General features: G+C 71.5%; 17 protein-coding genes. 7 read left to right on the top strand and 10 right to left on the bottom strand.

The window, feature by feature from the left end; translation table 11 throughout:
• Positions 1–507: 507 nt before the first annotated feature.
• The gene (locus tag PSH03_RS18250) at positions 508–1,758 is read left to right on the top strand and encodes a phosphatidylserine decarboxylase (RefSeq protein WP_238689855.1); all 1,251 of its coding nucleotides are present in this window, start codon (positions 508–510) and stop codon (positions 1,756–1,758) included.
• A 61-nt stretch (positions 1,759–1,819) separates the two neighbouring features.
• Here the strand turns inward: PSH03_RS18250 and PSH03_RS18255 are convergent, their stop codons facing one another.
• From PSH03_RS18255 to PSH03_RS18265, 3 genes are all read right to left on the bottom strand, one after another.
• On the bottom strand, positions 1,820–2,764 hold the full coding sequence (locus tag PSH03_RS18255) for a CDP-alcohol phosphatidyltransferase family protein (protein ID WP_210783354.1): 945 nt from the start codon (positions 2,762–2,764) through the stop codon (positions 1,820–1,822).
• A gap of 345 nt (positions 2,765–3,109) precedes the next feature.
• On the bottom strand, positions 3,110–4,060 hold the full coding sequence (locus tag PSH03_RS18260; RefSeq protein WP_238689856.1) for an NUDIX hydrolase: 951 nt from the start codon (positions 4,058–4,060) through the stop codon (positions 3,110–3,112).
• Between the two features lie 353 nt (positions 4,061–4,413).
• Positions 4,414–5,364, bottom strand: coding sequence for an NUDIX hydrolase (locus PSH03_RS18265; RefSeq protein WP_210783350.1), 951 nt, complete (start codon positions 5,362–5,364; stop codon positions 4,414–4,416).
• A gap of 143 nt (positions 5,365–5,507) precedes the next feature.
• Here PSH03_RS18265 and PSH03_RS18270 point away from each other — a divergent pair, with 143 nt between their 5' ends.
• Positions 5,508–5,876, top strand: a complete 369-nt coding sequence (locus PSH03_RS18270) for a PspC domain-containing protein (RefSeq protein ID WP_210783348.1) — start codon at positions 5,508–5,510, stop codon at positions 5,874–5,876.
• A gap of 7 nt (positions 5,877–5,883) precedes the next feature.
• On the opposite strand, the gene guaA is transcribed toward PSH03_RS18270, so the two are convergent.
• A complete protein-coding gene (gene guaA, locus PSH03_RS18275; protein WP_238689857.1) occupies positions 5,884–7,440 on the bottom strand; it encodes a glutamine-hydrolyzing GMP synthase in 1,557 nt (518 codons plus the stop codon).
• 66 nt (positions 7,441–7,506) lie between these two features.
• Complete coding sequence (locus PSH03_RS18280; protein WP_238689858.1) at positions 7,507–9,204, bottom strand: FAD-dependent oxidoreductase; 1,698 nt, start codon at positions 9,202–9,204, stop codon at positions 7,507–7,509.
• 145 nt (positions 9,205–9,349) lie between these two features.
• Here PSH03_RS18280 and PSH03_RS18285 point away from each other — a divergent pair, with 145 nt between their 5' ends.
• The gene (locus PSH03_RS18285; RefSeq protein WP_238689859.1) at positions 9,350–10,468 is read left to right on the top strand and encodes an LCP family protein; all 1,119 of its coding nucleotides are present in this window, start codon (positions 9,350–9,352) and stop codon (positions 10,466–10,468) included.
• A 7-nt stretch (positions 10,469–10,475) separates the two neighbouring features.
• On the opposite strand, the gene PSH03_RS18290 is transcribed toward PSH03_RS18285, so the two are convergent.
• Both PSH03_RS18290 and PSH03_RS18295 read right to left on the bottom strand, forming a co-directional pair.
• Positions 10,476–11,933 carry a M1 family metallopeptidase gene (locus tag PSH03_RS18290; protein WP_238689860.1) on the bottom strand — a complete coding sequence of 486 codons (1,458 nt, stop codon included), beginning with the start codon at positions 11,931–11,933 and terminating at the stop codon, positions 10,476–10,478.
• Positions 11,934–12,043: 110 nt separating this feature from the next.
• Positions 12,044–13,444, bottom strand: a complete 1,401-nt coding sequence (locus tag PSH03_RS18295) for a M1 family metallopeptidase (RefSeq protein ID WP_372494797.1) — start codon at positions 13,442–13,444, stop codon at positions 12,044–12,046.
• A gap of 209 nt (positions 13,445–13,653) precedes the next feature.
• Between PSH03_RS18295 and PSH03_RS18300 the strand changes: the two genes are divergently transcribed.
• On the top strand, positions 13,654–14,769 hold the full coding sequence (locus tag PSH03_RS18300; RefSeq protein ID WP_210783338.1) for a sugar phosphate isomerase/epimerase family protein: 1,116 nt from the start codon (positions 13,654–13,656) through the stop codon (positions 14,767–14,769).
• Positions 14,770–14,840: 71 nt separating this feature from the next.
• Here the strand turns inward: PSH03_RS18300 and PSH03_RS18305 are convergent, their stop codons facing one another.
• Both PSH03_RS18305 and guaB read right to left on the bottom strand, forming a co-directional pair.
• Positions 14,841–15,959 (bottom strand): GuaB3 family IMP dehydrogenase-related protein, encoded by a 1,119-nt coding sequence (locus PSH03_RS18305; RefSeq protein WP_112589254.1) that lies wholly within the window; start codon positions 15,957–15,959, stop codon positions 14,841–14,843.
• Between the two features lie 30 nt (positions 15,960–15,989).
• Positions 15,990–17,552 (bottom strand): IMP dehydrogenase, encoded by a 1,563-nt coding sequence (gene guaB, locus PSH03_RS18310; RefSeq protein ID WP_210783336.1) that lies wholly within the window; start codon positions 17,550–17,552, stop codon positions 15,990–15,992.
• A 186-nt stretch (positions 17,553–17,738) separates the two neighbouring features.
• On the opposite strand from guaB, the gene PSH03_RS18315 reads away from it, so the two are divergent.
• The gene (locus tag PSH03_RS18315; RefSeq protein WP_030337860.1) at positions 17,739–18,158 is read left to right on the top strand and encodes a DUF5319 domain-containing protein; all 420 of its coding nucleotides are present in this window, start codon (positions 17,739–17,741) and stop codon (positions 18,156–18,158) included.
• A gap of 194 nt (positions 18,159–18,352) precedes the next feature.
• Here the strand turns inward: PSH03_RS18315 and PSH03_RS18320 are convergent, their stop codons facing one another.
• Entirely contained in the window at positions 18,353–19,168 is an 816-nt protein-coding gene (locus PSH03_RS18320) for a helix-turn-helix transcriptional regulator (protein WP_210783334.1), read from the bottom strand.
• Between the two features lie 253 nt (positions 19,169–19,421).
• Between PSH03_RS18320 and PSH03_RS18325 the strand changes: the two genes are divergently transcribed.
• Both PSH03_RS18325 and PSH03_RS18330 read left to right on the top strand, forming a co-directional pair.
• Entirely contained in the window at positions 19,422–19,805 is a 384-nt protein-coding gene (locus PSH03_RS18325) for a WhiB family transcriptional regulator (protein WP_091406539.1), read from the top strand.
• Between the two features lie 718 nt (positions 19,806–20,523).
• On the top strand, positions 20,524–20,917 hold a 394-nt coding region (locus PSH03_RS18330; protein WP_238689861.1), incomplete at its 3' end, for a hypothetical protein.

The following is a 20,917-nucleotide window of genomic DNA, read 5'->3' on the forward strand; positions in this document are numbered from 1 at the left end:
CGGTCTGGGAAGCCGAACGGTCCACCTGGGACCCGCCCTCCTCGGACCCGACGCTCGTCTCGGACCGGACCTTGGAGACGCCGACCGCCGAGGTGCGGGCGCAGGATGCGCCGGCCACCGACGTGATCCACCCGGCCTGGCTGGCACACCCGCCGTCGGAGCCGCCGACCGAGCCCATCCCCGCCCAACCCGGCGACGGAGACGACGAGCCGACCGTCGGGAGCCTCGCCCGACCGGCCTCGTCGGAGGGGGACGAGCCGACCCGGCCCGACCAACCGGTCGAGGCCGTCGGCGACCAGGCGGGTGACGACCGGGAGGGTCCGCGCAGGGAAGCCTGACCTCGGGCGGCTGTCCGCGTCGGTGCACCGCATCCCCACGGCGGTGCGGCCGGCGCGGACGGACGCATATGCTGGCTGGTGGAGATCTCGCCTCCGCCGGCCGGCCCGTCCCGCCCATGGCGGTCCCGCCGCGATTCCCGTCTCTACCCCCGTCAGGAGCCCGCCCGACATGACCCAGTCCCCCGCCGTGCGTACCACCGGCCGGTCCGGTCCGGTCCGCATCGGCGAGCGAGCCGCCCGTACCCTCGTCGCCGAGCTGGCCCGGATCAACGACCCCAAGGCCGCCCTGCTGGTAGGGGTGACCCCGGACTCCGCCGTGCTGGCCGCGGCGGTCGACGCGCTGCTCCCCGGTGACCGGCTCACCGTGGTGCCCGCCGAGCCGTTCGGCGCCGCGGCGCTCCGCGAGCACGTCACATCCCAGGGCCGTTGGGTCGCCGACCGGGTGAGCGTCGTCGACTCACTGGCCGAAGCCGAGGCCGCCGCTGTCGTCGTCGCCGGTGAGGCGTTCACCGGCACCGCCGAGGCCACCCGCAGCGGCGTCGAGGGGTTGGCCAAGTACCTGACCGACGGGGCGGTGCTGAGCGTGGCGACCGTCGCCACCCCCGGCCGGACCGAGGGTGCCGCCGCCGAGCTGGCCCGACAGGACGCCCTCTACGGCGTCGGCGCCGACCTGGTGCTGCGTAACTCCCCACCGGTGCGGGTCTACCGACTGCGGTTCACCCCGGCCAGCCCGGCCACGGCCGACAGCCTGGCCCCCGCGTACCGGCCGTCGAGCGTGCCGGTGACCAGGGGCATGCACATCGACTCCAACGGCGTGGCGGCGGCGGGCATCGCGCTGGGCCTCGCTGCGCTGGCCCGGGTGGCGCGCCCGTCGTCCAAGCTGTGGCTGCTGCCGGCCCTGGCCGCCGGGCCGGTCGCCGCGTTCTTCCGGGATCCCGAACGGGACGTGCCGGAGGACCCGAGCGCCGTGGTCGCCAGCGCGGACGGGAAGGTTCTGTCGGTGCAGCGGCTGCACGACGAGCGCTTCGGCGACGGCGAGTGGCTGCGGATCGCGGTGTTCCTGTCGGTGCTGGACGTGCACGTCAACCGCGCCCCGGTCGCCGGCAAGGTGGTGGACTACTTCGTCGCCGATGGCGGCTTCGTCAACGCGATGAAGCCGGACGCCGAGCACAACGTCGCCGCGTACACAGTGCTGGACACCGCTCGCGGCACTGTGGTGGTCGCGCAGCGGACCGGGCTGATCGCCCGCCGGATCGTGCAGCGCGCGCCGATCGGCGCGCTGCTGGCCAAGGGCGAGCGCTTCGGGCTGATCCGGTTCGGTTCCCGGACCGACGTCTACCTGCCCGCTGCCGCGGACCCGCTGGTCGGGCCGGGCGACAAGGTGGTCGGCGGGTCAACTGTCATCGCCCGCTGGCGCTGACCCGCAAACAAGGAACGGGGCGCCGCTGTCCGCGGCGCCCCGTTCTTTCTGTCTGCTCAGATCAAGCGGTACGACGTTGCCGCAGCCAGAGAACCGGCCCGCTGACCAGGTAGCCCACCACGATCAGGGCGAACGTGAGCCGGATGTCGACCAGCGCGCCGATCACCGGGGCCAGCCAGAGCCACGGCGGCAGCTTCACCAGGCGGGCCAGCTTGGCGTACGGGAAGCTCGAAACCATCGCGAAGGCCAGCAGCGCCACCCCGGCGACCAGCACGGCGCCGGGCACCGGCAGGCCGATCGCCACCGTCACGGCGAGCACCGCGGCCGCCATGGTGGTGGGCACCCCGCAGAAGAACCTGCCGTCCTTCGGCGAGACGTTGAAGCGGGCCAGTCGAATCGCGGCACACGCCGCGACCAGGGCGCACGCCACCGCCGCCGCCGCCGTGGAGACGGAGCCGGCGAGCGAGGCATAGACCACTACCGGCGCGGCGAGACCGAACGAGCACATGTCGGCCAGGGAGTCCATCTGCGCGCCGAACGGGCTGGCCACCCCGAGCCGTCGGGCCAGCGCGCCGTCCAGACCGTCGAAGCCGACGCACGCGATCAGGCAGAGCGCCGCCATGCGCACCTCGCCCTGCATGGCCAGGAAGATGGCCAGCATGCCGAGCATCAGGCTGGCCAGCGTGCAGGCGTTGACCAGGCCGAACTTCATCCGGCGCGCGATGGTGCGCTCGCCGGGGAGCAGTGGGATCGAGTGGGCCTCGTCGGTCTGCGTCATCGGCGGCATCGCCGGGCTGACCGGCATGACCGCGTCGGCTCGGTCCAGGCCCAGTGTCGGGTCCACGCCCAGTGTCGGCCGGCTGAGCCGGTCCAGGCCGTAGCGACGGCGCTGCCGATCGGCGTACCGGTGCTCGGTCGGGGCCAGGTCGGTCGGGTGCAGGTCGCCGTCGCGGCGACCGACCCGGACCAAGAGCACCTGGCGGGCGAACGTGCTGCTGCGGCGCAACCGGCCCGCCCAGCGACGCCCTGCTGGGCGCGGACTGTCAGTAGTACGACGCCGGCGCCATGGGGCTCTCGGCACGTTTCCTCCATCACCGGATCTGCTGACCGCCGAGTGGCGGGTGTCCGGCTGTCTCGTGCCGGACCTTGCATGGCCCGGCAGCCGTTTTGCGGAGTACACCATCGCATAGGGGAACATGGCTTGGCGATAGCTGCCGGCGGTACTTATATCTGGCTTAAACCGCTCGAACCGCTCGCTTGTTCCCATCCCGGGCGTCATCGCCCGTTTCCTCCATCATTCCCGCCTTTGACTGTACCGGAGGGTCACCAAGTCGGCTCACCGAGCGGGGTGCTATCGGCCACTCTGTCCGATTGCCACGACAGCGATGTCGCTCAACGGCAGGTCAATCGCCTCGTCCCGGGTGAACCACCCCGCCCGCGCCGTCGACCCTCCGGCGGACTCGGTGACCACCGCGTCGGTGGGTACGTCCACCAGCACCCGATAGATCACCCGTACGCCGTGCCAGTCCAGAGGTCGGCCCTCCGGGCCCAGCGCGGCCGGATTGTGCAGATTGTTGACGCCGAGAAGCTCCACGACCCGGCCCACCTGCCCGCCCTCCTCGACCAACTCCCGCAACAACCCGGTGGCCGGCTGCTCGCCGTGGTCGGTGCCACCGCCGGGCAGATGCCACAGCCCGGCCCCCGGGTAGCCCGCTGCGATCTGGGTGAGCAGGATCCGCCCAGCGGGGTCGGTGACCAGCCCGTACGCCCCGAAGCGCAGCCGGCGGTCGGGGTGCTGCGGCGGGAACAGGTCCCGCGACCGGTGCGCCGGCGGCGGCAGTGGGGTGACCGGCAGGCCGAGCGCCTCGGCGGTGAACGGGGTCAGCGGCAACTGCGCCACCTCCGCCGGCGAAAGCCAGCAAGCGTGATCAACCAGCCCAGCCTCGACGCCCGGCAACCCGCCCCCGAGCCGCGCGCTCTCAGGCCCCGAACCGTCGGACGGTGCGCCGTGGGGAGTGCTGAGCTCGAACAACAGCCGGTCGGTGTGCAGCGCGGCCTTGTCCTCCGGAAAGGTGGTCACATCGGCGACCACCGCGAGTAGTCGCGTCACCGCGACCGTCAGCCCGGCCTGCTCGGCGACCTCGCGGACCACGGCACGCTCCGGGTCCTCGGCATGCCCGACGGCACCGCCCGGCAACCGCCAGACGCCGGGAAACTCACCCTGCGCCCCGTCCCGAACCACAAAGACCCGACCCGAGTCCCGCAAGAGCCCGTAGGCCCCGACTCGACGCGTGAATTGCACCTTTGCTCGCCCCCGCTTCGCACCCACACTTGTTGATCAAGTTATCGCCGTCCATCTCGCGTTCCGACAATAACTTCATGATCAACGCGAGACGGTGCACGGGGAACCCGCGGAGCTTGGCGAGCCGGCGCGTTCGGGCCAAGGTAGCCGGCCCTTGACGACAACCGACAAGCCTCGTTCAGCGCCCTTCAGCCCGTTTCGCGACCGGCCCGCTTCACCCCATCAACCCTCATTGTGGAGTCCATTCGCGTCACGGCAGGTCGAGTCCAGCGCTGATCACAGGCTGGAGGCAGCGTGGGGCAAGGCACGGCCGGCGGCGTGGTACGCGCTGACCCCTCGCGGACTGGTCGGGGTCAGGTGAGTTGGGCGGCTTGGACTGCTTCGGCGGTCACCTCGGTGAGGCGGTCGGTGGGGAGGGCGCCCAGCTCCTCGCGGCCGAACCAGCGGGCCTCGCAGGTGGAGCCGCCCACGTCGGCCACGGTCAGTGGGTTGGGCTGGTCGACGACGACCCGGTAGAAGGCGCGTACGCCGTGCCAGTCGATCGGGTAGCCCTCGGGGCCGAGTGAGGCGGCGTCGCGGTGGCTGGCGACGCCGAGCAGCTCGACGAGGCGGCCGGCCTGGCCGGTTTCCTCGATCAGCTCCCGGATGAGTGCCGCGCCGGGCTGTTCGCCGTAGTCGGTGCCGCCACCGGGCAGGTGCCAGCAGCCGGCGCCGGGGTAGCCGTCGGAGATGCGGGTGAGCAAAACTCGGCCGGCGGGGTCGGTGCAGACCGCGTACGCGGCGAAGCGCTGGGCCCGGTGCAGCCCGTCGGGGCCGGGCACGGCGTAGAAGGAGGGGAACTCGGGTGCCTCGTCGGGGACCACGTCGGCCGAGGAGGCGGGCAGCCCGAGGGCGCGTGCGGTGAACGAGCGCAGCGGCAGCTCGCGCGCCTCGTCGAGGGTGTACCACCGGGCCAGGTCGGTGGGGCGCTCGCCGACCCGGTCGGCGAGGGTGCCACCGCGCACGGCCACCCGGTAGATCAGCCGGTCGGTGTGGATGGTGATGCCGCGGTCGGGGAGTGCCCGCATGTCGGCGAGCACGTCGGCCAGGCCGGAGACGGCGACGGAGAGGCCGGTTTCGGCGGCGGTCTCGCGAACGACTGTGTGGTTCGGGTCCTCGCCGTGGTCGACCGCCCCGCCGGGCAGCGACCACGCGCCGGGGGTGCCGGAGCGCTCCGATGCGCGGACCAGCAAGACTCGGCCGCTTGAATCAGCACAAACTGCGTATGCCGCGATCCTGCGGAGCGGCTTGAGCAAGGTGGTCACGGAAGCAAATTCTCCCCGGGCCGGGTTACCGGAACGGAAAAGAGTCGGATTCCTGACTATCTGTTCCCGGTCAGGGATTGGTCAGGGTAAGGATCCGGGCGGTCACCGAGGGCGGGCCGGGCGCCAGCGCGGACCGTGGGGGTATGACATCGACCACCGCTCCCCGTGCCCCGTACAAGCAGCTTCGGCGACCCACCACCGACCGCATGGTCGCCGGGGTCGCCAGCGGCGTCGGCCGCTACTTCGCCGTCGATCCCACACTGGTCCGGGTGATCTTCGCGGTCACCGGCCTGCTCACCGGCGGGCTCGCGCTGTTCGCGTACCCGATCATGTGGTTTCTGATGCCGGAGGAGCCCACCGGCGCGCCGGCCTGGCCGCACGCCGCGGGCGTCGCGCCGCAGAACGGCCCGCCGCCCACCGCCGGGCCCGCGCCCGGCGGGCCACCGCAGGGGTACGCCCCGACGCCGCCCTACCCGCCGACGACCCCGTCCAGCCCGCCGCCGGCGGCCTGAGCGGCGCTCACTCCCACTCGATGGTGCCCGGCGGCTTGCTGGTGACGTCCAGGACCACCCGGTTGACCTCGGCGACCTCGTTGGTGATCCGGGTGGAGATCCGGGCCACCACGTCGTAGGGCAGCCGGGACCAGTCGGCGGTCATCGCGTCCTCGCTGGAGACCGGGCGCAGCACCACGGGGTGCCCGTAGCTGCGCCCGTCTCCCTGCACACCGACGCTGCGCACGTCGGCGAGGAGCACCACCGGGAACTGCCAGACACCCCGGTCGAGGCCGGCGGCGGTCAGCTCCTCGCGGGCGATCAGGTCGGCCTGGCGGAGCAGGTCGAGGCGCTCCTGGTCGACCGCGCCGATGATCCGGATGGCCAGACCGGGGCCGGGGAACGGGTGCCGCCAGACCATCGCCTCGGGCAGGCCCAGTTGGAGGCCGAGCGTCCGGACCTCGTCCTTGAACAGAGTGCGCAGCGGCTCGACCAGCGCGAACTTCAGGTCCTCCGGGAGGCCGCCGACGTTGTGGTGGCTCTTGATGTTGGCGGTGCCGGTGCCGCCGCCGGACTCCACCACGTCGGGGTAGAGGGTGCCCTGGACGAGGAACTCGACGTCGCCGTGTGCGGCGATCTCGCGGGCCGCGGCCTCGAAGACCCGGATGAACTCCCGACCAATGATCTTGCGCTTCTGCTCCGGGTCGGTCACCCCGGCGAGCGCGCCGAGGAACCGGTCGGTGGCGTCGACCACCTTCAGCTTGATGCCGGTGGCGCTGACGTAGTCCTTCTCCACCTGCTCGGCCTCGCCGGCGCGCAGCAGGCCGTGATCGACGAAGACACAGGTGAGCTGGTCACCGACGGCCTTGTGCACGAGCGCCGCGGCGACCGCCGAGTCCACCCCGCCGGAGAGGCCACAGATGACCTCCTTGTCGCCGATCTGGGCGCGGATCCGGGCGACCTGCTCGTCGATGATGTTCTCGGGAGTCCAGGTCGGCTCGATGCCGGCGATGTCGTAGAGGAAGCGGGTCAGCATCTCCTGGCCGTGCGCTGTGTGCCCGACCTCCGGGTGGAACTGCACGCCGGCCCGGCGACCGGTCAGGTCCTCGAAGGCGGCGACCGGCGCGCCCGCCGACTCGGCGGTCACAGTGAAGCCCTCGGGCGCCTCGGTGACGCAGTCGCCGTGGCTCATCCAGACCGGCAGGTCCGCCGGCAGGTCACGCAGCAGCACACCGGGGTCGAGGAGGCGGGGTCGCAGCGGAGTGCCACCGTACTCACGGTTGCCGGTCCTGGTGACAGTGCCGCCGAGCGCCTGGGCCATCGCCTGGAAGCCGTAGCAGATGCCGAAGACCGGCACATCGGCGCTGAACACGCCCGCGTCGATCTGCGGCGCGTCCGGGGCGTAGACGCTGGCCGGACCACCGGAGAGGATGATCGCGGCGGGGTTCTTCGCCAGCATCTCGGCGATCGGCATCGAGTGCGGCACGATCTCGGAGTAGACCTTCGCCTCACGGACCCGGCGGGCGATGAGCTGGGCGTACTGGGCTCCGAAGTCCACCACGAGGACGGGGCGAGGCAGGCTCATGTGCACGAAGCCTACCGACAGTCACGGCCGCAGCCGGCACCGGCTCGCCGTGGCGGCCGGCAGGGTTCAGGAACGCAGCGCACCAGGGGCGTCCGCCGGGACGGCCGGGTGGCGCGGGGGTACGGGTGTGAGGCGGCGGTACGGGGCGCCGAGCGCCGGGCGGGGGTCCTTGTCGCCCTTGTTGGGCCAGAACGACATCGCCCGTTCCGCCTGCGCGGTGATCGTCAGGGACGGGTTCACACCCAGGTTGGCCGAGACCGCCGCGCCGTCGACCACGTGCAGCCCGACGTGCCCGTACACCCGGTGCCAGGGATCGATGACCCCGTCGGCCGGGGTGGCGCCGATGACCGCCCCGCCCAGGATGTGCGCGGTCATCGGGATGTCGAAGGGTTCGGTGAGTGAGCCGCCGGGGGTGCCGCCGATCTCGTCGGCGAGCATTCGGGCGGCGGTGTTGCCGGCCGGGATCCAGGTGGGGCTGGGCGTGCCGTGGCCCGGGCCGGTGACCAACCTGCTGCCGAACGGGCCACGCCGCCACCGGGTGGTCAGCGAGTTGTCCACGGACTGCATGACCAGGGCGATCACCGTCCGTTCCGACCAGCCGCGTACCGACAGCATCCGCGCCGCCAACCGGGGCTGCCGCACGATGCTGCCCAGCCAGCGGCGTACCCGGTGCGGGCCGCCGTCGACCAGCAGCGACTGGAGCAGCCCCATCGCGTTGGAGCCCCGCCCGTAGCGGACCGGCTCGATGTGCGTCTGCGGGTCGGGGTGGAACGAGCTGGTGATGGCCACCCCCTCGGTGTAGTCCAACCGCTCGGACCGGGCCCGCTGCCGTGGCACCGAGGCGCCGAGGATCGCCTCCGAGTTGGTCCGGGTCAGCTCACCGAGGCGGGGCGAGAGCCCGGCCAGCGCACCGTCGGCCCGCATCCCGTGCAGCAACCGCTGGGTGCCGAGCGCCCCTGCGGCGAAGACCACCTGGTCGGCGTGGATGACCTGCCGAGTCTTGCGCAGCCAGGCGCCGGTGCGTTCGGTGTGCACCTCGTACCCGCCGCCGTCGGCGGGCCGGACGGCCGTCACAGTGGTCAACTGACGGACCGTGACCCCGAGCCGTTCGGCGAGCCAGAGGTAGTTCTTCACCAGAGTGTTCTTCGCACCGTGCCGGCAGCCGGTCATGCACGAGCCGCAGTGCAGGCAGCCGGTGCGTTCCGGGCCGGCACCGCCGAAGTACGGGTCGGCGACCCGCTGGCCGGGCCGGCCGATGTGCACGCCCACCGGGGTGGCGTGGAAGGTGTGCCCCACCCCCATCCGCTCGGCCACCGCGCGCATGGCGCGGTCCGCGCCGGTGTGCACCGGGTACGTGGTGACGCCGAGCATTCGTTTCGCCTGGTCGTAGTGGTGGGCCAACTCGTCGCGCCAGTCGGTGATGTCCCGCCACTGCGGGTCGCTGTAGAAGGCCGGCAGCGGTTCGTAGAGGGTGTTCGCGTAGACCAGCGAACCGCCGCCCACCCCGGCGCCGGAGAGCACCAGCACCCCGCCGCCGGATCGCCTGTCGGCCGGGCGGAGCAGGGTGAGCCGTTGGATGCCGTAGCAGCCCAGCTTCGGTGCCCAGAGGAACCGGCGGACCCGCCAGGACGTCTGCGGGAACTCGTCGTCGGCGAAGCGGCGGCCGGCTTCCAGCACCGCTACCGAGTAGCCCTTCTCGGCCAGTCGGAGCGCGGTGACGCTGCCACCGAAGCCGGACCCGATGACGACCACGTCGTACCGCATGGACGCATCATTACTCGCGAGTAGCGCTCGCGCCAGCGGCACTTTTCGCGCGATCATGCTCCGGCCGACCGACCCGGCGTCTTCCGGCCGCAACCCGGAGCACCCGTCGGAGCGTTGTTCACCAGACGGGTGGAAGGAATCCAACATGGTTCTCGGGTCGATGGCGCCGCGCCGACGGTGGCTGCTGCTGGGGTTGGCGGCCCTGGCCGTCGTCGCGCTGATCGCGGCCGGCACTGTGGTGATCACCCGACTGACCGGCGACAACAAGCCGGGCGGCGCTCCGGTGGCCGGCTCACCGACCCCGACGCCCATCGGCACGCCGACGCCGAGCCCCAGCGGCCCACCGCCGGGCGCGGACATCACCGGCCCGCTCAACCTGCTGCTGGTCGGTGTGGACACCCGGGTCAGCGTGCCCGGGTGGGAGCCGCACTCGGACGCCGTGCTGGTGCTGCACGTACCCAAGGGGTTGGATCGGGCGTACCTCTTCTCGCTCCCCCGCGACCTGCTGGTGGACATCCCGGCGTTCCCGAAGGCCGGCTACAAGGGCGGCAAGACCAAACTCACGCACGCGATGAGCTTCGGCAGCCGGGTGCCGGGCAAACCCAAACAACCCAGCACCGCCCAGGGGTACGAGCTGCTGCGCAGCACTGTCAGCGGTTACACCGGGCTGCGCATCGACGCCGGCGCGGTGCTCACCTTCAACGGGTTCGACCGGCTGGTCGACGCCCTGGGTGGGGTGGACATCTACGTCGACCAGCGGGTCGAGTCGCTGCACCGCCGACCGGACGGCAAGCACCGGGAGAGCGCGCCGGGCGGCTACAAGGGGCCGCAGCAGGTCTACGAGAAGGGCGACCGGCACCTCAACGGCTGGCAGGCGATCGACTACGCGCGGCAGCGCTACATCACCGGCGGTGACTACGCCCGGCAGCGTCACCAGCAGCAGCTGATCCGGGCGATGACCCGCAAGATCCTGGACGAGGGCCTGGCCCGGCAACCGGAGCGCGTCGACCAGGTGGTCTCCGCGCTGGGCGACACGCTGGTCTACGTGGGCGGGCGCCGGATCGTGGACATCGCGTACGCCCTCAGTGGCCTGCCGGAGAACCGTTTCACGCTGGTCGGGCTACCCGGTTCCGGCGTCGGCAAGGGCACCGCCTACCGGGGTGAACAGCTGACCAGCGAGGGCCGGAAGTTCCTCACCGAACTCCGCGCCGGACGCGCCGACGCCTACCTGGCCGCCAGCCCCAAACTGGTCGTCAAGAACTGACCGCCGCTCAGAGCCGCTTCGGCAGGGCCGGCTTCCTGGTGCCGTAGAGCCAGGCGTCGAAGATCGCGTCGAGCTGCTTGCCGGAGATCCGCTCGGCCACTGCCACGAACTCGCCAGTGGTGGCGGTGCCGTCGCGCTTCTCCGCCGCCCAGGTCTTGACGATCTCGAAGAACGCCTTGTCGCCGACGGCCACCCGCAGGGCGTGCAGGGTCATCCCGCCGCGCTGGTAGACCGACTCGCTGAACAGCTTCTCCACGCCCGGCTTGCCCGGCGGTGTCTGCCACACCTGCGCGGACATGCTGGCGTACCGACTGTCGAACGCCTCCTTGGCGGTGTACGCCCCGGTGTGCTCGGCCCAGAGCCACTCCGCGTACGTCGCGAAGCCCTCGTTGAGCCAGATGTCCTCCCACTTGGCCAACGCGACGCTGTCGCCGAACCACTGGTGGGCCAGCTCGTGGGCGACGACCTCGGTGTTCTCGCCCTGCCGGAAGAAGCTCGCCGCGTAGACCGGTCGGCTCTGCGTCTCCAGGGCGTAGGAGATCCGGCTGTCGGAGATCACCACCCCGCCGTACGCGTCGAACGGGTACGGCCCGAACACACTCTCCAGGTAGTCGGCCACAGCGACGGTCTGCGCGATCGACGCGTCCGCGTTGCCCTTGGCCTCGGTGGTGGTGACCGCGTTGTAGACCGGACGGCCCTCGTGCTCGCCGGTGGTGATCCGGAACTTGCCGATCACCAGCGTGCTCAGATAGCTGGCCATCGGCGACTTCTCCGACCACTTCCAGGTGGTCCAACCGCCCGTGCTGGTCTTCCCGCCGGGAACGCCGTTGCTGATCGCGGTCAGGCCGTCCGGAACGGTGACCTCGAAGTCGTAGGCAGCCTTGTCCGACGGGTGGTCGTTGACCGGGAACCAGGTGCTGGCCGACTCGGGCTGACCCAGCGCGATGGCACCGTCGGCGGTGTGCAGGAAACCGCCGTCACCGAGCGCCTCGTTCTTCAGCGGCTTCGGCTTGCCGGCGTAGGTGACCTCGGCGACGAACCCGTTGCCGTTGATCAGACCGGAAGCCGGCTTGATCACCAGCTCGTTCCGCTTGCGGCTGTGGATCGCCGGTGCGCCGTCCACGGTGACCGCGCCGACGGTCAGGCCGGCCAGGTCGAGGTTGAACGTCGACAGGTCAGCGGTCGCGGTGGCCCGCACTGTGGTCGTACCCGTCAACTGGTCCTTGGCCGGGTCGTAGCGCACCTTCACCGTGTACCGCCCGACGTCGTAGCCGCCGTTGCCGTAGGTCGGGAAGTAGGCGTCGCCGACCCCGTCGGCGCCCGCTGTGAACGTCCGCGCCGGCGTGGGGGACGCGCTCGGGGGTAGGGCCGTCTCCGGCCCCGCCGAGTCGCATCCGGACAGTGCGAGCGCACCGGTCACCAGCAGGCCGGCAGCCACTCGCAGTCTGTGCCGCGTCCCCCGCATCCCACACCCTTTCCGCACGGTGGCCGGTCACGGCCTCCGCCGTCCCGCGCGAACAGGCACCCACCCGCCGTTCGCAGGCGGCAGCATATCGACCGGGCAGCGGGGCCGGGTCACGGCAGTGTGGGGGCCGACCCACCCACCAACCAGGCGTCGAAGAGCGGACGCAGTTGCCGCCCGGCGACCCGCTCGGCCAGCGCGACGAGGTCCGCGGTGGTCGCGTTGCCCGCCGCCCGCTCGCTGGTCCAGGTACGCAGGATGCGGAAGAAGAGGTCGTCACCGACGGTCCGGCGCAACGCGTGCACGGCGAGCGCCCCGCGCTTGTAGACGGCGGTGCCGAACATCTGCTCCCGGCCCGGCTCGACCGACGGCTGCGTCCAGTCGGTCGCCGCGTACTGGATCTCGAAGTTGCGCTGGGCGGTCCGGCCGCCGTCGTGCTCCTCCCACAACCACTCGGCGTAGCTGGCGAAGCCCTCGTTGAGCCACATGTCGCTCCACCTGGTCAGCGACACGCTGTCGCCGAACCACTGGTGCGCCAGTTCGTGCGCGACGACGCTCGGGTTCGGCCGGTCGTCAGCGAAGAAGCCGGGCCCGTACACCGGCCGGGACTGGGTCTCCAGCGCGTAGCCGATCCGGTCGTCGGCGATCACGATGCCCCCGTACGAGTCGAACGGGTACGGGCCGAAGCGGCTGGCCAGGAAGTCGACGATCGCGCCGGTGCGGGCCAGCGAGGTGGCCGCGCCGCCGGTCGCCGGCAGGCTCGCGGCCACCGCCGTGACCATCGGCCGGCCGGCGTGCGTGCCGGTCACCACCCGGTAGTCACCGATCACGAGCGTGCTCAGGTAGCTGGCCATCGGGGCGCGCTCCGACCAGCGCCAGGTGGTCCAGCCGTCGGCGCTGCTCTTCGGCCCGGGAACGCCGTTGCTCAGCGCGGCCAGGCCGTCCGGGACGGTCACCGCCAGGTCGTAGGTGGCCTTGTCCGACGGGTGGTCGTTGACCGGGAACCAGGTGGCGGCCGACTCGGGTTGGCCGAGCGCCACCGCGCCGTCGGCGGTGTGCAGGAAGCCGCCGCTGCCCAACGCCCCGTCGTCGACGGCCGTGGGGACGCCCGCGTACTCGACGGTCACTGTGAACTGCCGGCCGCGCGGCAGTCCGTCGCTGGGGGTCACCACCAACTCGCCGTCGCCGCGTCTGTGCTCGGCCGCCGCGTCACCCACGCTGACCGCGCGAACCTCCAGGCCGACCAGGTCCAGGTTGAACCGGGACAGGTCCTGGGTGGCGGTGGCCGTGATGACGGCTCGACCGGTCAGCCGGTCGGTCGACGGGTCGTAGCGGACGTCGAGGCCGTAGTGCCCGACGTCGTAGCCGCCGTTGCCGTGCCCCGGCACGTACGGGTCGCCGACGTCGGCCGCGCCGGGCCGGAAGCCGTCGCGGTCATCGCCGGTACAACCGGCGGCGGCCAGCCCGATCGCGCAGGTCAGCGCGGCGGCGACGCTCAGTCTCCGTCTGATCAGGACCACGCGCACCCCTCCTGCGGCGTTCCGGCCTTTCGCGGCGTTCCGGTCAGGACGAGCGTAGTCAGCATCGCGGGCCGAGCGGCCGGTATCGACGATCATCAGTGACTTTCGTCGAATCGAACAAAAGCTGCCGTCGATCGAACCTTTCTTTCGACTTAGACCGACGTTAGTGTCTGTCTCCGACCACCGTCGCGAAAGGTGGAACCATGCCAGACCACACCGCCCCCGACGCCACCCCCACCGGCCGGCTCAGCCGCCGATCCCTGCTCGCCGCCTCCGCCGGCGCCGCCGCCGCGATCGGCGCGGCCGGGCTACCCGTCCTCGCCACCGGCACCCCCGCGCTCGCCAACCCCGGCAACGCGAGCAAGCTGCGGGTGGAGCCGCTGATCCCGGCCAGGAACCGCGGCATCATCCTCTACAGCGTCCGCGACCGGATCACCGCCGCACCCGACGACAGCGGGGTGCCGTACGGCTTCGAGCGCGTCCTCGCCCGACTCGCCGAGATCGGTTACAAGGAAATCGAGTTCGCCGGCTACACCCAGAGCACCGAGATCCTGGGCCGGCAGATCACCCCCGCCGAGATCCGCAAGATCCTCGACGACAACGGCCTGGTGGCCAACGGCACCCACGCCTCGATCCAGCCGGCCACCTTCCAGCAACAGCTGGACATCGCCGAGGAACTCGGCATGAAGAACATCGGCACCGGCAGCGACCCGACCAGCAGCGCGTACAAGGCCGAGTGGGACGCCGCCGCGGACATCTGGAACGAGCTGGGCCGGCAGGCCAAGGCCCGGGGCATGCGGCTCTACACGCACAACCACGACGCCGCGTACAACTTCCTCATCGACCGGGGCCCGCGCGACGCGCAGGGCCGGCAGACCCGGTCCTCCGGCATCCGCCGGCTGGAGTACTTCTTCGAGATCACCGACCCGCGGTACGTCTTCTTCGAGCTGGACATCTACTGGGCCTACGTGGCCCGTTACAAGCACCAGAAGTACGTCAACCCGGCCGGCCAGGAGGTGACCGACCTGTTCGACCCGATCCTCACCGTGGCCGACCGGACCACCCGGTTCCCGCTCTTCCACGCCAAGGACGGCGACCGGGACACCAGCGTGCCCAACGGGTACCAGATGACCCCGCTGGGCGACGGCGACCTCAACTTCCAGCAGTTCTTCCAGACCATCGGCGAACGCAACTTCCACCACGCCAACTGGGAGATGGACACCGCCCCCGGCGGCGTGGACAACAAGGGCCAATCGCTCGACTTCGCGGCGACCAGCTACCGCAACATGTCCGACCTGACCATCTACGTGGAGAAGTGACTCCGCGCTGAACGCGACGAAGGCCGGCCCCGCACCAGGCGGGGCCGGCCTTCCGGCGTCTGACGGATCGGTCAGCGGTCGAGGACCAGACCGACCTTCTGGAACTCCTTCAGGTCGCGGTAACCGCACTTGGCCATCGCCCGACGCAGCCCACCGAACAGGTTCAGCTGGCCGTCGGCCTCGTCCGCCGGCCCGAAGAGCAGCTGCTCCATCGACCCGAGCGGCTCACCGGAGACCTCGAAGGCACCCCGGGGCAGCGACGGGTGGCTCGCCGCCGAGTGCCACCAGGCACCACCGGCGGGGGCCTCGTCGCAGAGCGACAGCGGCTCACCGAGCATCACCGCGTCCGCGCCGCAGCCGAGCGCCTTGGCGATGTCGCCCGAGGTCTGGATGTCACCGTCGGCGATCAGGTGCACGTACCGACCGCCGGTCTCGTCCAGGTAGTCACGGCGGGCCGCCGCGGCGTCGGCGATCGCGGTGGCCATCGGCACCCGGATGCCCAGCACCGACTCGGTGGTCGACCACTCGTCGCCACCGATACCCACGATCACGCCGGCCGCGCCGGTACGCATCAGGTGCAGCGCCGTCTTGTAGTCGGTGCAGCCACCGACGATCACCGGCAGGTCGAGGTCGGCGATGAACTCCTTGAGGTTCAGCGGCTCATCGGTGGTCGACACGTGCTCGGCCGAGACGATGGTGCCCTGGATGACCAGGATGTCCACCCCGGCGTCCAGGATCACCGGCGCCAGCGCGAGGGTGTGCTGCGGGGAGACCCGCACCGCCACCGTGCTGCCACCGGCGCGCAGCTCGCGGACCCGCTCCGCGATCAGGTCCGGGCGGATCGGCTCGGCGTACACCTCCTGGAGCCGCTTGGTGGCGCGGGCCTCCTCGTCGAGGCCGGCCAGCTCGTCCAGCACCTTGGTCGGGTTCTCGTAGCGGGTCCAGAGCCCCTCGACGTTGAGCACGCCGAGGCCGCCGAGCTGACCGAGCCGCACCGCCGAGGCCGGGCTCATGGTGGCGTCGGAGGGGTGGCCGACGCACGGGATGCCGAATGGGTACGCGTCGAGCTGCCACGACGTCGAGACGTCGTCGACGTCGCGGGTACGGCGGCTCGGCACGATGGCGATGTCGTCCAGGTGGTAGCCGCGCTGCGCGGTCTTGCCCAGCCCGATCTCGACCACGTCACGCATGGGGGACTCCAGGTGGTTGGGGGTGTTGGGTCAGCGGGTGTGGTAGTTGGGCGCCTCGACGGTCATCTGGATGTCGTGCGGGTGGCTCTCCTTCAGACCAGCCGCGGTGATCCGGATGAGCTGGCCCCGGCGGTGCAGATCGGGGATGTTCTCCGCACCGGCGTACCCCATGGCCAGCCGCAGCCCGCCGACCAACTGGTGGGCGACCCGGGACAGCGGCCCCCGGTAGGGCACCTGACCCTCCACGCCCTCGGGGACCAGCTTGTCGTCGCTGAGCACGTCCTGCTGGAAGTAACGGTCCTTGCTGTACGACTTGGCCTGACCCCGGGACTGCATCGCGCCGAGCGACCCCATCCCGCGGTACGTCTTGAACTGCTTGCCGTTGACGAAGATCAGCTCGCCGGGGCTCTCCTCGCAACCGGCCAGCAGGCTGCCGAGCATCACCGTGTCGGCGCCGGCCACCAGGGCCTTGGCGATGTCGCCGGAGTATTGGATGCCACCGTCGCCGATCACCGGCACGCCGGCCGGGCGGGCGGCCCGGGCCGCCTCCATGATCGCGGTCACCTGCGGCACGCCGACCCCGGCGACGATCCGCGTGGTGCAGATCGCGCCCGGCCCCACGCCCACCTTGACGCCGTCGGCGCCGGCGTCGACGAGCGCCTTCGCGCCGGCGTACGTGGCCACGTTGCCGCCCATGATGTCGACCGCCACGTCGGCCTTGAGCCGGCGGACCATGTCCAGCACGGCCCGCTGGTGACCGTGCGCGGTGTCCACGATCAGCACGTCGACGCCCGCGTCGACCAGGGCACGGGCCCGCTTGTACGCGTCCTCGCCCACACCGATGGCGGCGGCGACACGCAGCCGGCCGGCGTCGTCCTTGCTGGCGTCCGGGTACTGCTCGCTCTTGGTGAAGTCCTTGACGGTGATCAGGCCACGCAGCCGGCCCGACTCGTCGACGATCGGCAGCTTCTCGACCTTGTGCTGACGCAGCAGCGCCAGGGCGTCGTCCTTGCTCACCCCGACCCGCGCGGTGACCAGCGGGGTGTGGGTCATGATCTCCCGAACCGGAGTGTTCGGCTCGGAGACGAAACGCATGTCCCGGTTGGTGACGATGCCGACCAGCTGGCCGTCGCCGTCCACCACCGGAACGCCGGAGATGCGGTAACGGCCGCACAGCTCGTCGACCTCCCGCAGCGTGTCGTCCGGGCTGGCGGTCACCGGGTTGGTGATCATGCCGGACTCGGAGCGCTTCACCAGGTCGACCTGGAGGGCCTGGTCCTCCAGGGAGAGGTTGCGGTGCAACACACCGATGCCACCCTGGCGGGCCATGGCGATCGCCATCCGGGCCTCGGTCACCGTGTCCATCGCGCTGGACAGCAGCGGAATGGACAACTCGATGTTGCGGGTGAGCTTCGTCCGGGTGTTGACCCGGCTGGGCACCACGTCCGACTCGCCCGGCTGGAGCAGCACGTCGTCGAAGGTGAGGCCGAGCGGAACCACCCGGGCGGAGCCGGCCGGCAGCTCGGGCAGGTGGCCGCCCAGGTCGGCGTGCTCGACGCCGGCCGGAAGATCGGTGCTGGGCGAATTTTCCACGATTGCTCCCCTGAGCTGCTCGGATGGGCTTCAGCGAGGTGGCGCGGGCGGGCACCGGAGCGCGCCACGATGCCGGCACGTCGCCTCATCGTACCCAGTGAGCTGGGCGACCCGTCCGTGGCAGGCCGGGCCGGCGCGGAGGCCGGGGGGCGGACGTTCGCGCCGCGTTGGGTCTACGGTGAGGGGGTGCACGACGAGCCCATCGACCCGTTCAATGGCGACCCGGCCGATCCGACCGCGGGTCTGGATGACCCGGGCGATGACGCGACGCCGGATCCGCTGACCGACGTCGAGCGGCAGGATGTGCTGGAAGACCTCGCTGACCTGGAGATCTACCAGGCTCTGCTGGCCCCGATCGGGGTTCGCGGGCTGGTGATCGAATGCGAGGACTGTCGCGAGCCGCACTACTTCGACTGGGACCTGCTCCGCGGCAACCTGCGGCACCTGCTCAACTCGGGCCGACCCCGGGTGCACGAGCCCGCCTACGACCCGGACCCGGACCACTACGTGACCTGGGACTACGCCCGGGGGTACGCGGACGGGGTGCACGACACCCTGTCCGAGGGCACCGAGGACGAGCCGGGCGCCCCGACCGCCACCAAGTAACGCCACCGGGCGGCGGGTGCCCCCGCTGCCGCGCGGGCGTGCCCTGTTGCCGCGCGGCGTGCCCCCGCTGCCGCGCCCCAGGTGCCCTGCTGCCCCGCGGCGTACCCCGGCTGCGGCGCGCCCCGGGCGCTTGCAGTAGCGCGGCGTGCCCTGCAGTCGCGCCCGGTGCCCTGCAGCCACGCGGCGTGCGTATGTCAGGCGACCAGACCGGCGCGGAAGCCCGCCGCCACCGCGTGGGCCCGGTCCCGGGCGCCAAGCTTGCGGAACAACCGGCGGGCGTGCGTCTTGACGGTGTCCTCCGAGACGAACAGCTCCCGGCCGATCTCCGCGTTGCTCTTGCCCTCGGCCATGCCGAGGAGCACCTGAAGCTCACGCTCGGTGAGGCCGATCGACGCCCGACTGGGCCGGGCGTTCGGGGCGGGACGGCCCGGGTCGGTCTGCGCCGGCGACTCGCCGGTCCCCGCCTCCGCCTCGTCGTCGCCCCGCTGCACCGGCACCGACGCCACCCCGGCCGGCCCGTCGGCGGCTGCGGCCGCCCAGCCGGGCTCACCGGAACCGCGCGGCGACGGCCCGGAACGGCCGGAACCACCCACCGCCGCCGCGTCGCGGGCCGGATCGGTGATCCGCTGCCGGGAGGCTCGGCCAGGCGCCGTGAGCAGCAGGAGCGCCTTGGCCACCGCGCTGGTCAGGTCATGGTCGACATTCTGGATGAGCCCCCGGGCGCCGGCGCTGATGGTGGCCGCCGCGGCCTCGGACTCCTCGGTGCCGAGCAGCAGCACCGCCGCCTGCGGCGCACGCGCCAACACCCGGCGGACGAAGCCGGCGCTGTCCGGCCGGGTCAGGGCCGTGTCGGCCAGGACCACGTCGGCCGGTCGCTCGGCCAGCCGCAGCATCACCTCGGGATCAGAGACGGCGGTACGAACGATCGCGGACAACCCCAGCCGCGCGGCAGCAGAAGTAAGGTGCTGGGCCGCGAGTGGTGTCCGAACGCACACAAGAACGGTACGCACTGTGGTCTCCTCTCCGCCAACGAGCAGACCATGACGCGGTCGGCTGGGGAGGGGGTTCCCGGCAATCCTTCGAACTTTTCCGACAGATGGGGCAAAAGCCGCAATTTCCCGGACGTTTTCGATCACAGACGTGTGAGTTGACGACAGCCCGGGTACCGGGAGATCCAGGCCGGGAACGGTGCGCCTGCGCGGCCCGCCGCCCGGATGCCGGCCATAAGGATTCTCGCGGAGCCGCGCGGGAGGAGGGGTGCTGATGTCGAACGTACGTAGACTGCCCGGACCCATCGTCGATCTCTGGGACTGGCAGCGACTCGGTGCCTGCCGAGGGCGCGACAGCGCCCAGTTCTTCCACCCCGACGGTGAGCGTGGTTCTTCCCGGCTGCGTCGCGAGTCCGCCGCCAAGTCGGTCTGCCGCGCCTGCCCGGTTCGCGCCGAGTGCGCCGCCCACGCCCTGTCGGTACGGGAGCCTTACGGCGTATGGGGCGGCTTCAGCGAGTCGGAGCGCCTGCGACTGCTCGCCGTCGGCTGGGAGGACCTGGCAGACCGCCGGCACGCCCGGGTCGACGTCGCACGGCTGGAGGCCCGACTGGGCCGCCCGCACAAGTCGACCGTCCCGGCCCAACGCAACGTCGCCTGACCCGACGCGTCCCCAACATCCACGAAACCGCGCCCTCACCCTGGGGGCGCGGTTTCGTGTCGTTCATGCGGTTCCCCCACCACCAAGGAACCCCGCCGCCGCCAATGCCTTGATCAACACGGCTTCCTTGATGTCGGGGCATCCCGTCGGCCCGGACACCCCCCGACTTCAAAGAACCCGAGTGGATCATGCCAAGTGGCCGGTCCGAGGGGCAGGCAGAGTAAACGCCTGGGAGGTTTGTTCGTTCTGGGGGCATTCAGGCGGGTGCAGGGCTTAGGCTGCTGCGAGGTACGCGACCTTTGTCCGGTGATCGGGCGCACTTGTGGGCCGGAATCATGGCCGGGCCGGGGTCGTTACACACCCTGACGATCGCAGCACCACCGACCGGCCCCCGGACCCCTGACGGCTGGTCGCACAGGCCGGAATGCCAGCCTCCACCCGGTCGTTACAGTCCCCACGAACGACCACCGGGCACCGCCACGACGAGGGTGCCGGCAGATGGGCCGACCCCGGAATGACCCCGGCCCCCCGGTCGTTACACAGGGACCCGGCGCCACGAGCCCCCCGCTCGCCAGGTCGCCGACCCCGACGCCCGACAGGGTGTCACCCCCAAGACTTTCCCCTTGGTACGTGCAGCGCCGGACGAGGTGCTCACACCCATCACCGCCGTTCCCCTCTTTGGCGGTGCGGGTGTTCTACCCCCGAAGGAGCTACCCCCATGAACACGATCTTCCGTAAGAGCGTGCTGTCTGTTGCTGGTCTCGCGTTCGCCGGTGGTGTGTTCGCCGGCCCGATCGCCGCCCACGCCGCTACCCCGGCCGTGGATGCCAAGCCGGTTGCGGTGGCCGTGCAGTCGGCGGCGTCGAAGCCGCAGGGCGAGCAGTCCCGGATCCCCCTCAACGATGAGCAGACCGCGAACGTGAAGGCGATCATCGCGGCCACGAAGAAGGCCGGTCTGCCGGAGCGGGCCGCGGTCATCTCGATCGCGACGAGCCTGCAGGAGTCGAAGCTGGAGAACCTGGGTCACCTGGGCGACAGGAACGACCACGACTCGCTGGGCCTGTTCCAGCAGCGCCCGAGCTCGGGTTGGGGTACTCCGGAGCAGATCACCG

This window comes from Micromonospora salmantinae (assembly GCF_022230905.1).
Taxonomy (GTDB): Bacteria; Actinomycetota; Actinomycetes; order Mycobacteriales; family Micromonosporaceae; genus Micromonospora; species Micromonospora salmantinae.

What these genes read in the sequence shown, in the direction of transcription:
- PSH03_RS18300 (WP_210783338.1), top strand. Translation starts at nt 13,654, where the DNA reads ATGCCAGACCACACCGCCCCCGACGCCACCCCCACCGGCCGGCTCAGC.
- PSH03_RS18325 (WP_091406539.1), top strand. Translation starts at nt 19,422, where the DNA reads ATGTCGAACGTACGTAGACTGCCCGGACCCATCGTCGATCTCTGGGAC.
- PSH03_RS18290 (WP_238689860.1), bottom strand. Translation starts at nt 11,933, where the DNA reads ATGCGGGGGACGCGGCACAGACTGCGAGTGGCTGCCGGCCTGCTGGTG.
- PSH03_RS18280 (WP_238689858.1), bottom strand. Translation starts at nt 9,204, where the DNA reads ATGCGGTACGACGTGGTCGTCATCGGGTCCGGCTTCGGTGGCAGCGTC.
- PSH03_RS18270 (WP_210783348.1), top strand. Translation starts at nt 5,508, where the DNA reads ATGACATCGACCACCGCTCCCCGTGCCCCGTACAAGCAGCTTCGGCGA.
- guaA (WP_238689857.1), bottom strand. Translation starts at nt 7,440, where the DNA reads ATGAGCCTGCCTCGCCCCGTCCTCGTGGTGGACTTCGGAGCCCAGTAC.
- PSH03_RS18285 (WP_238689859.1), top strand. Translation starts at nt 9,350, where the DNA reads ATGGTTCTCGGGTCGATGGCGCCGCGCCGACGGTGGCTGCTGCTGGGG.
- PSH03_RS18305 (WP_112589254.1), bottom strand. Translation starts at nt 15,959, where the DNA reads ATGCGTGACGTGGTCGAGATCGGGCTGGGCAAGACCGCGCAGCGCGGC.
- PSH03_RS18250 (WP_238689855.1), top strand. Translation starts at nt 508, where the DNA reads ATGACCCAGTCCCCCGCCGTGCGTACCACCGGCCGGTCCGGTCCGGTC.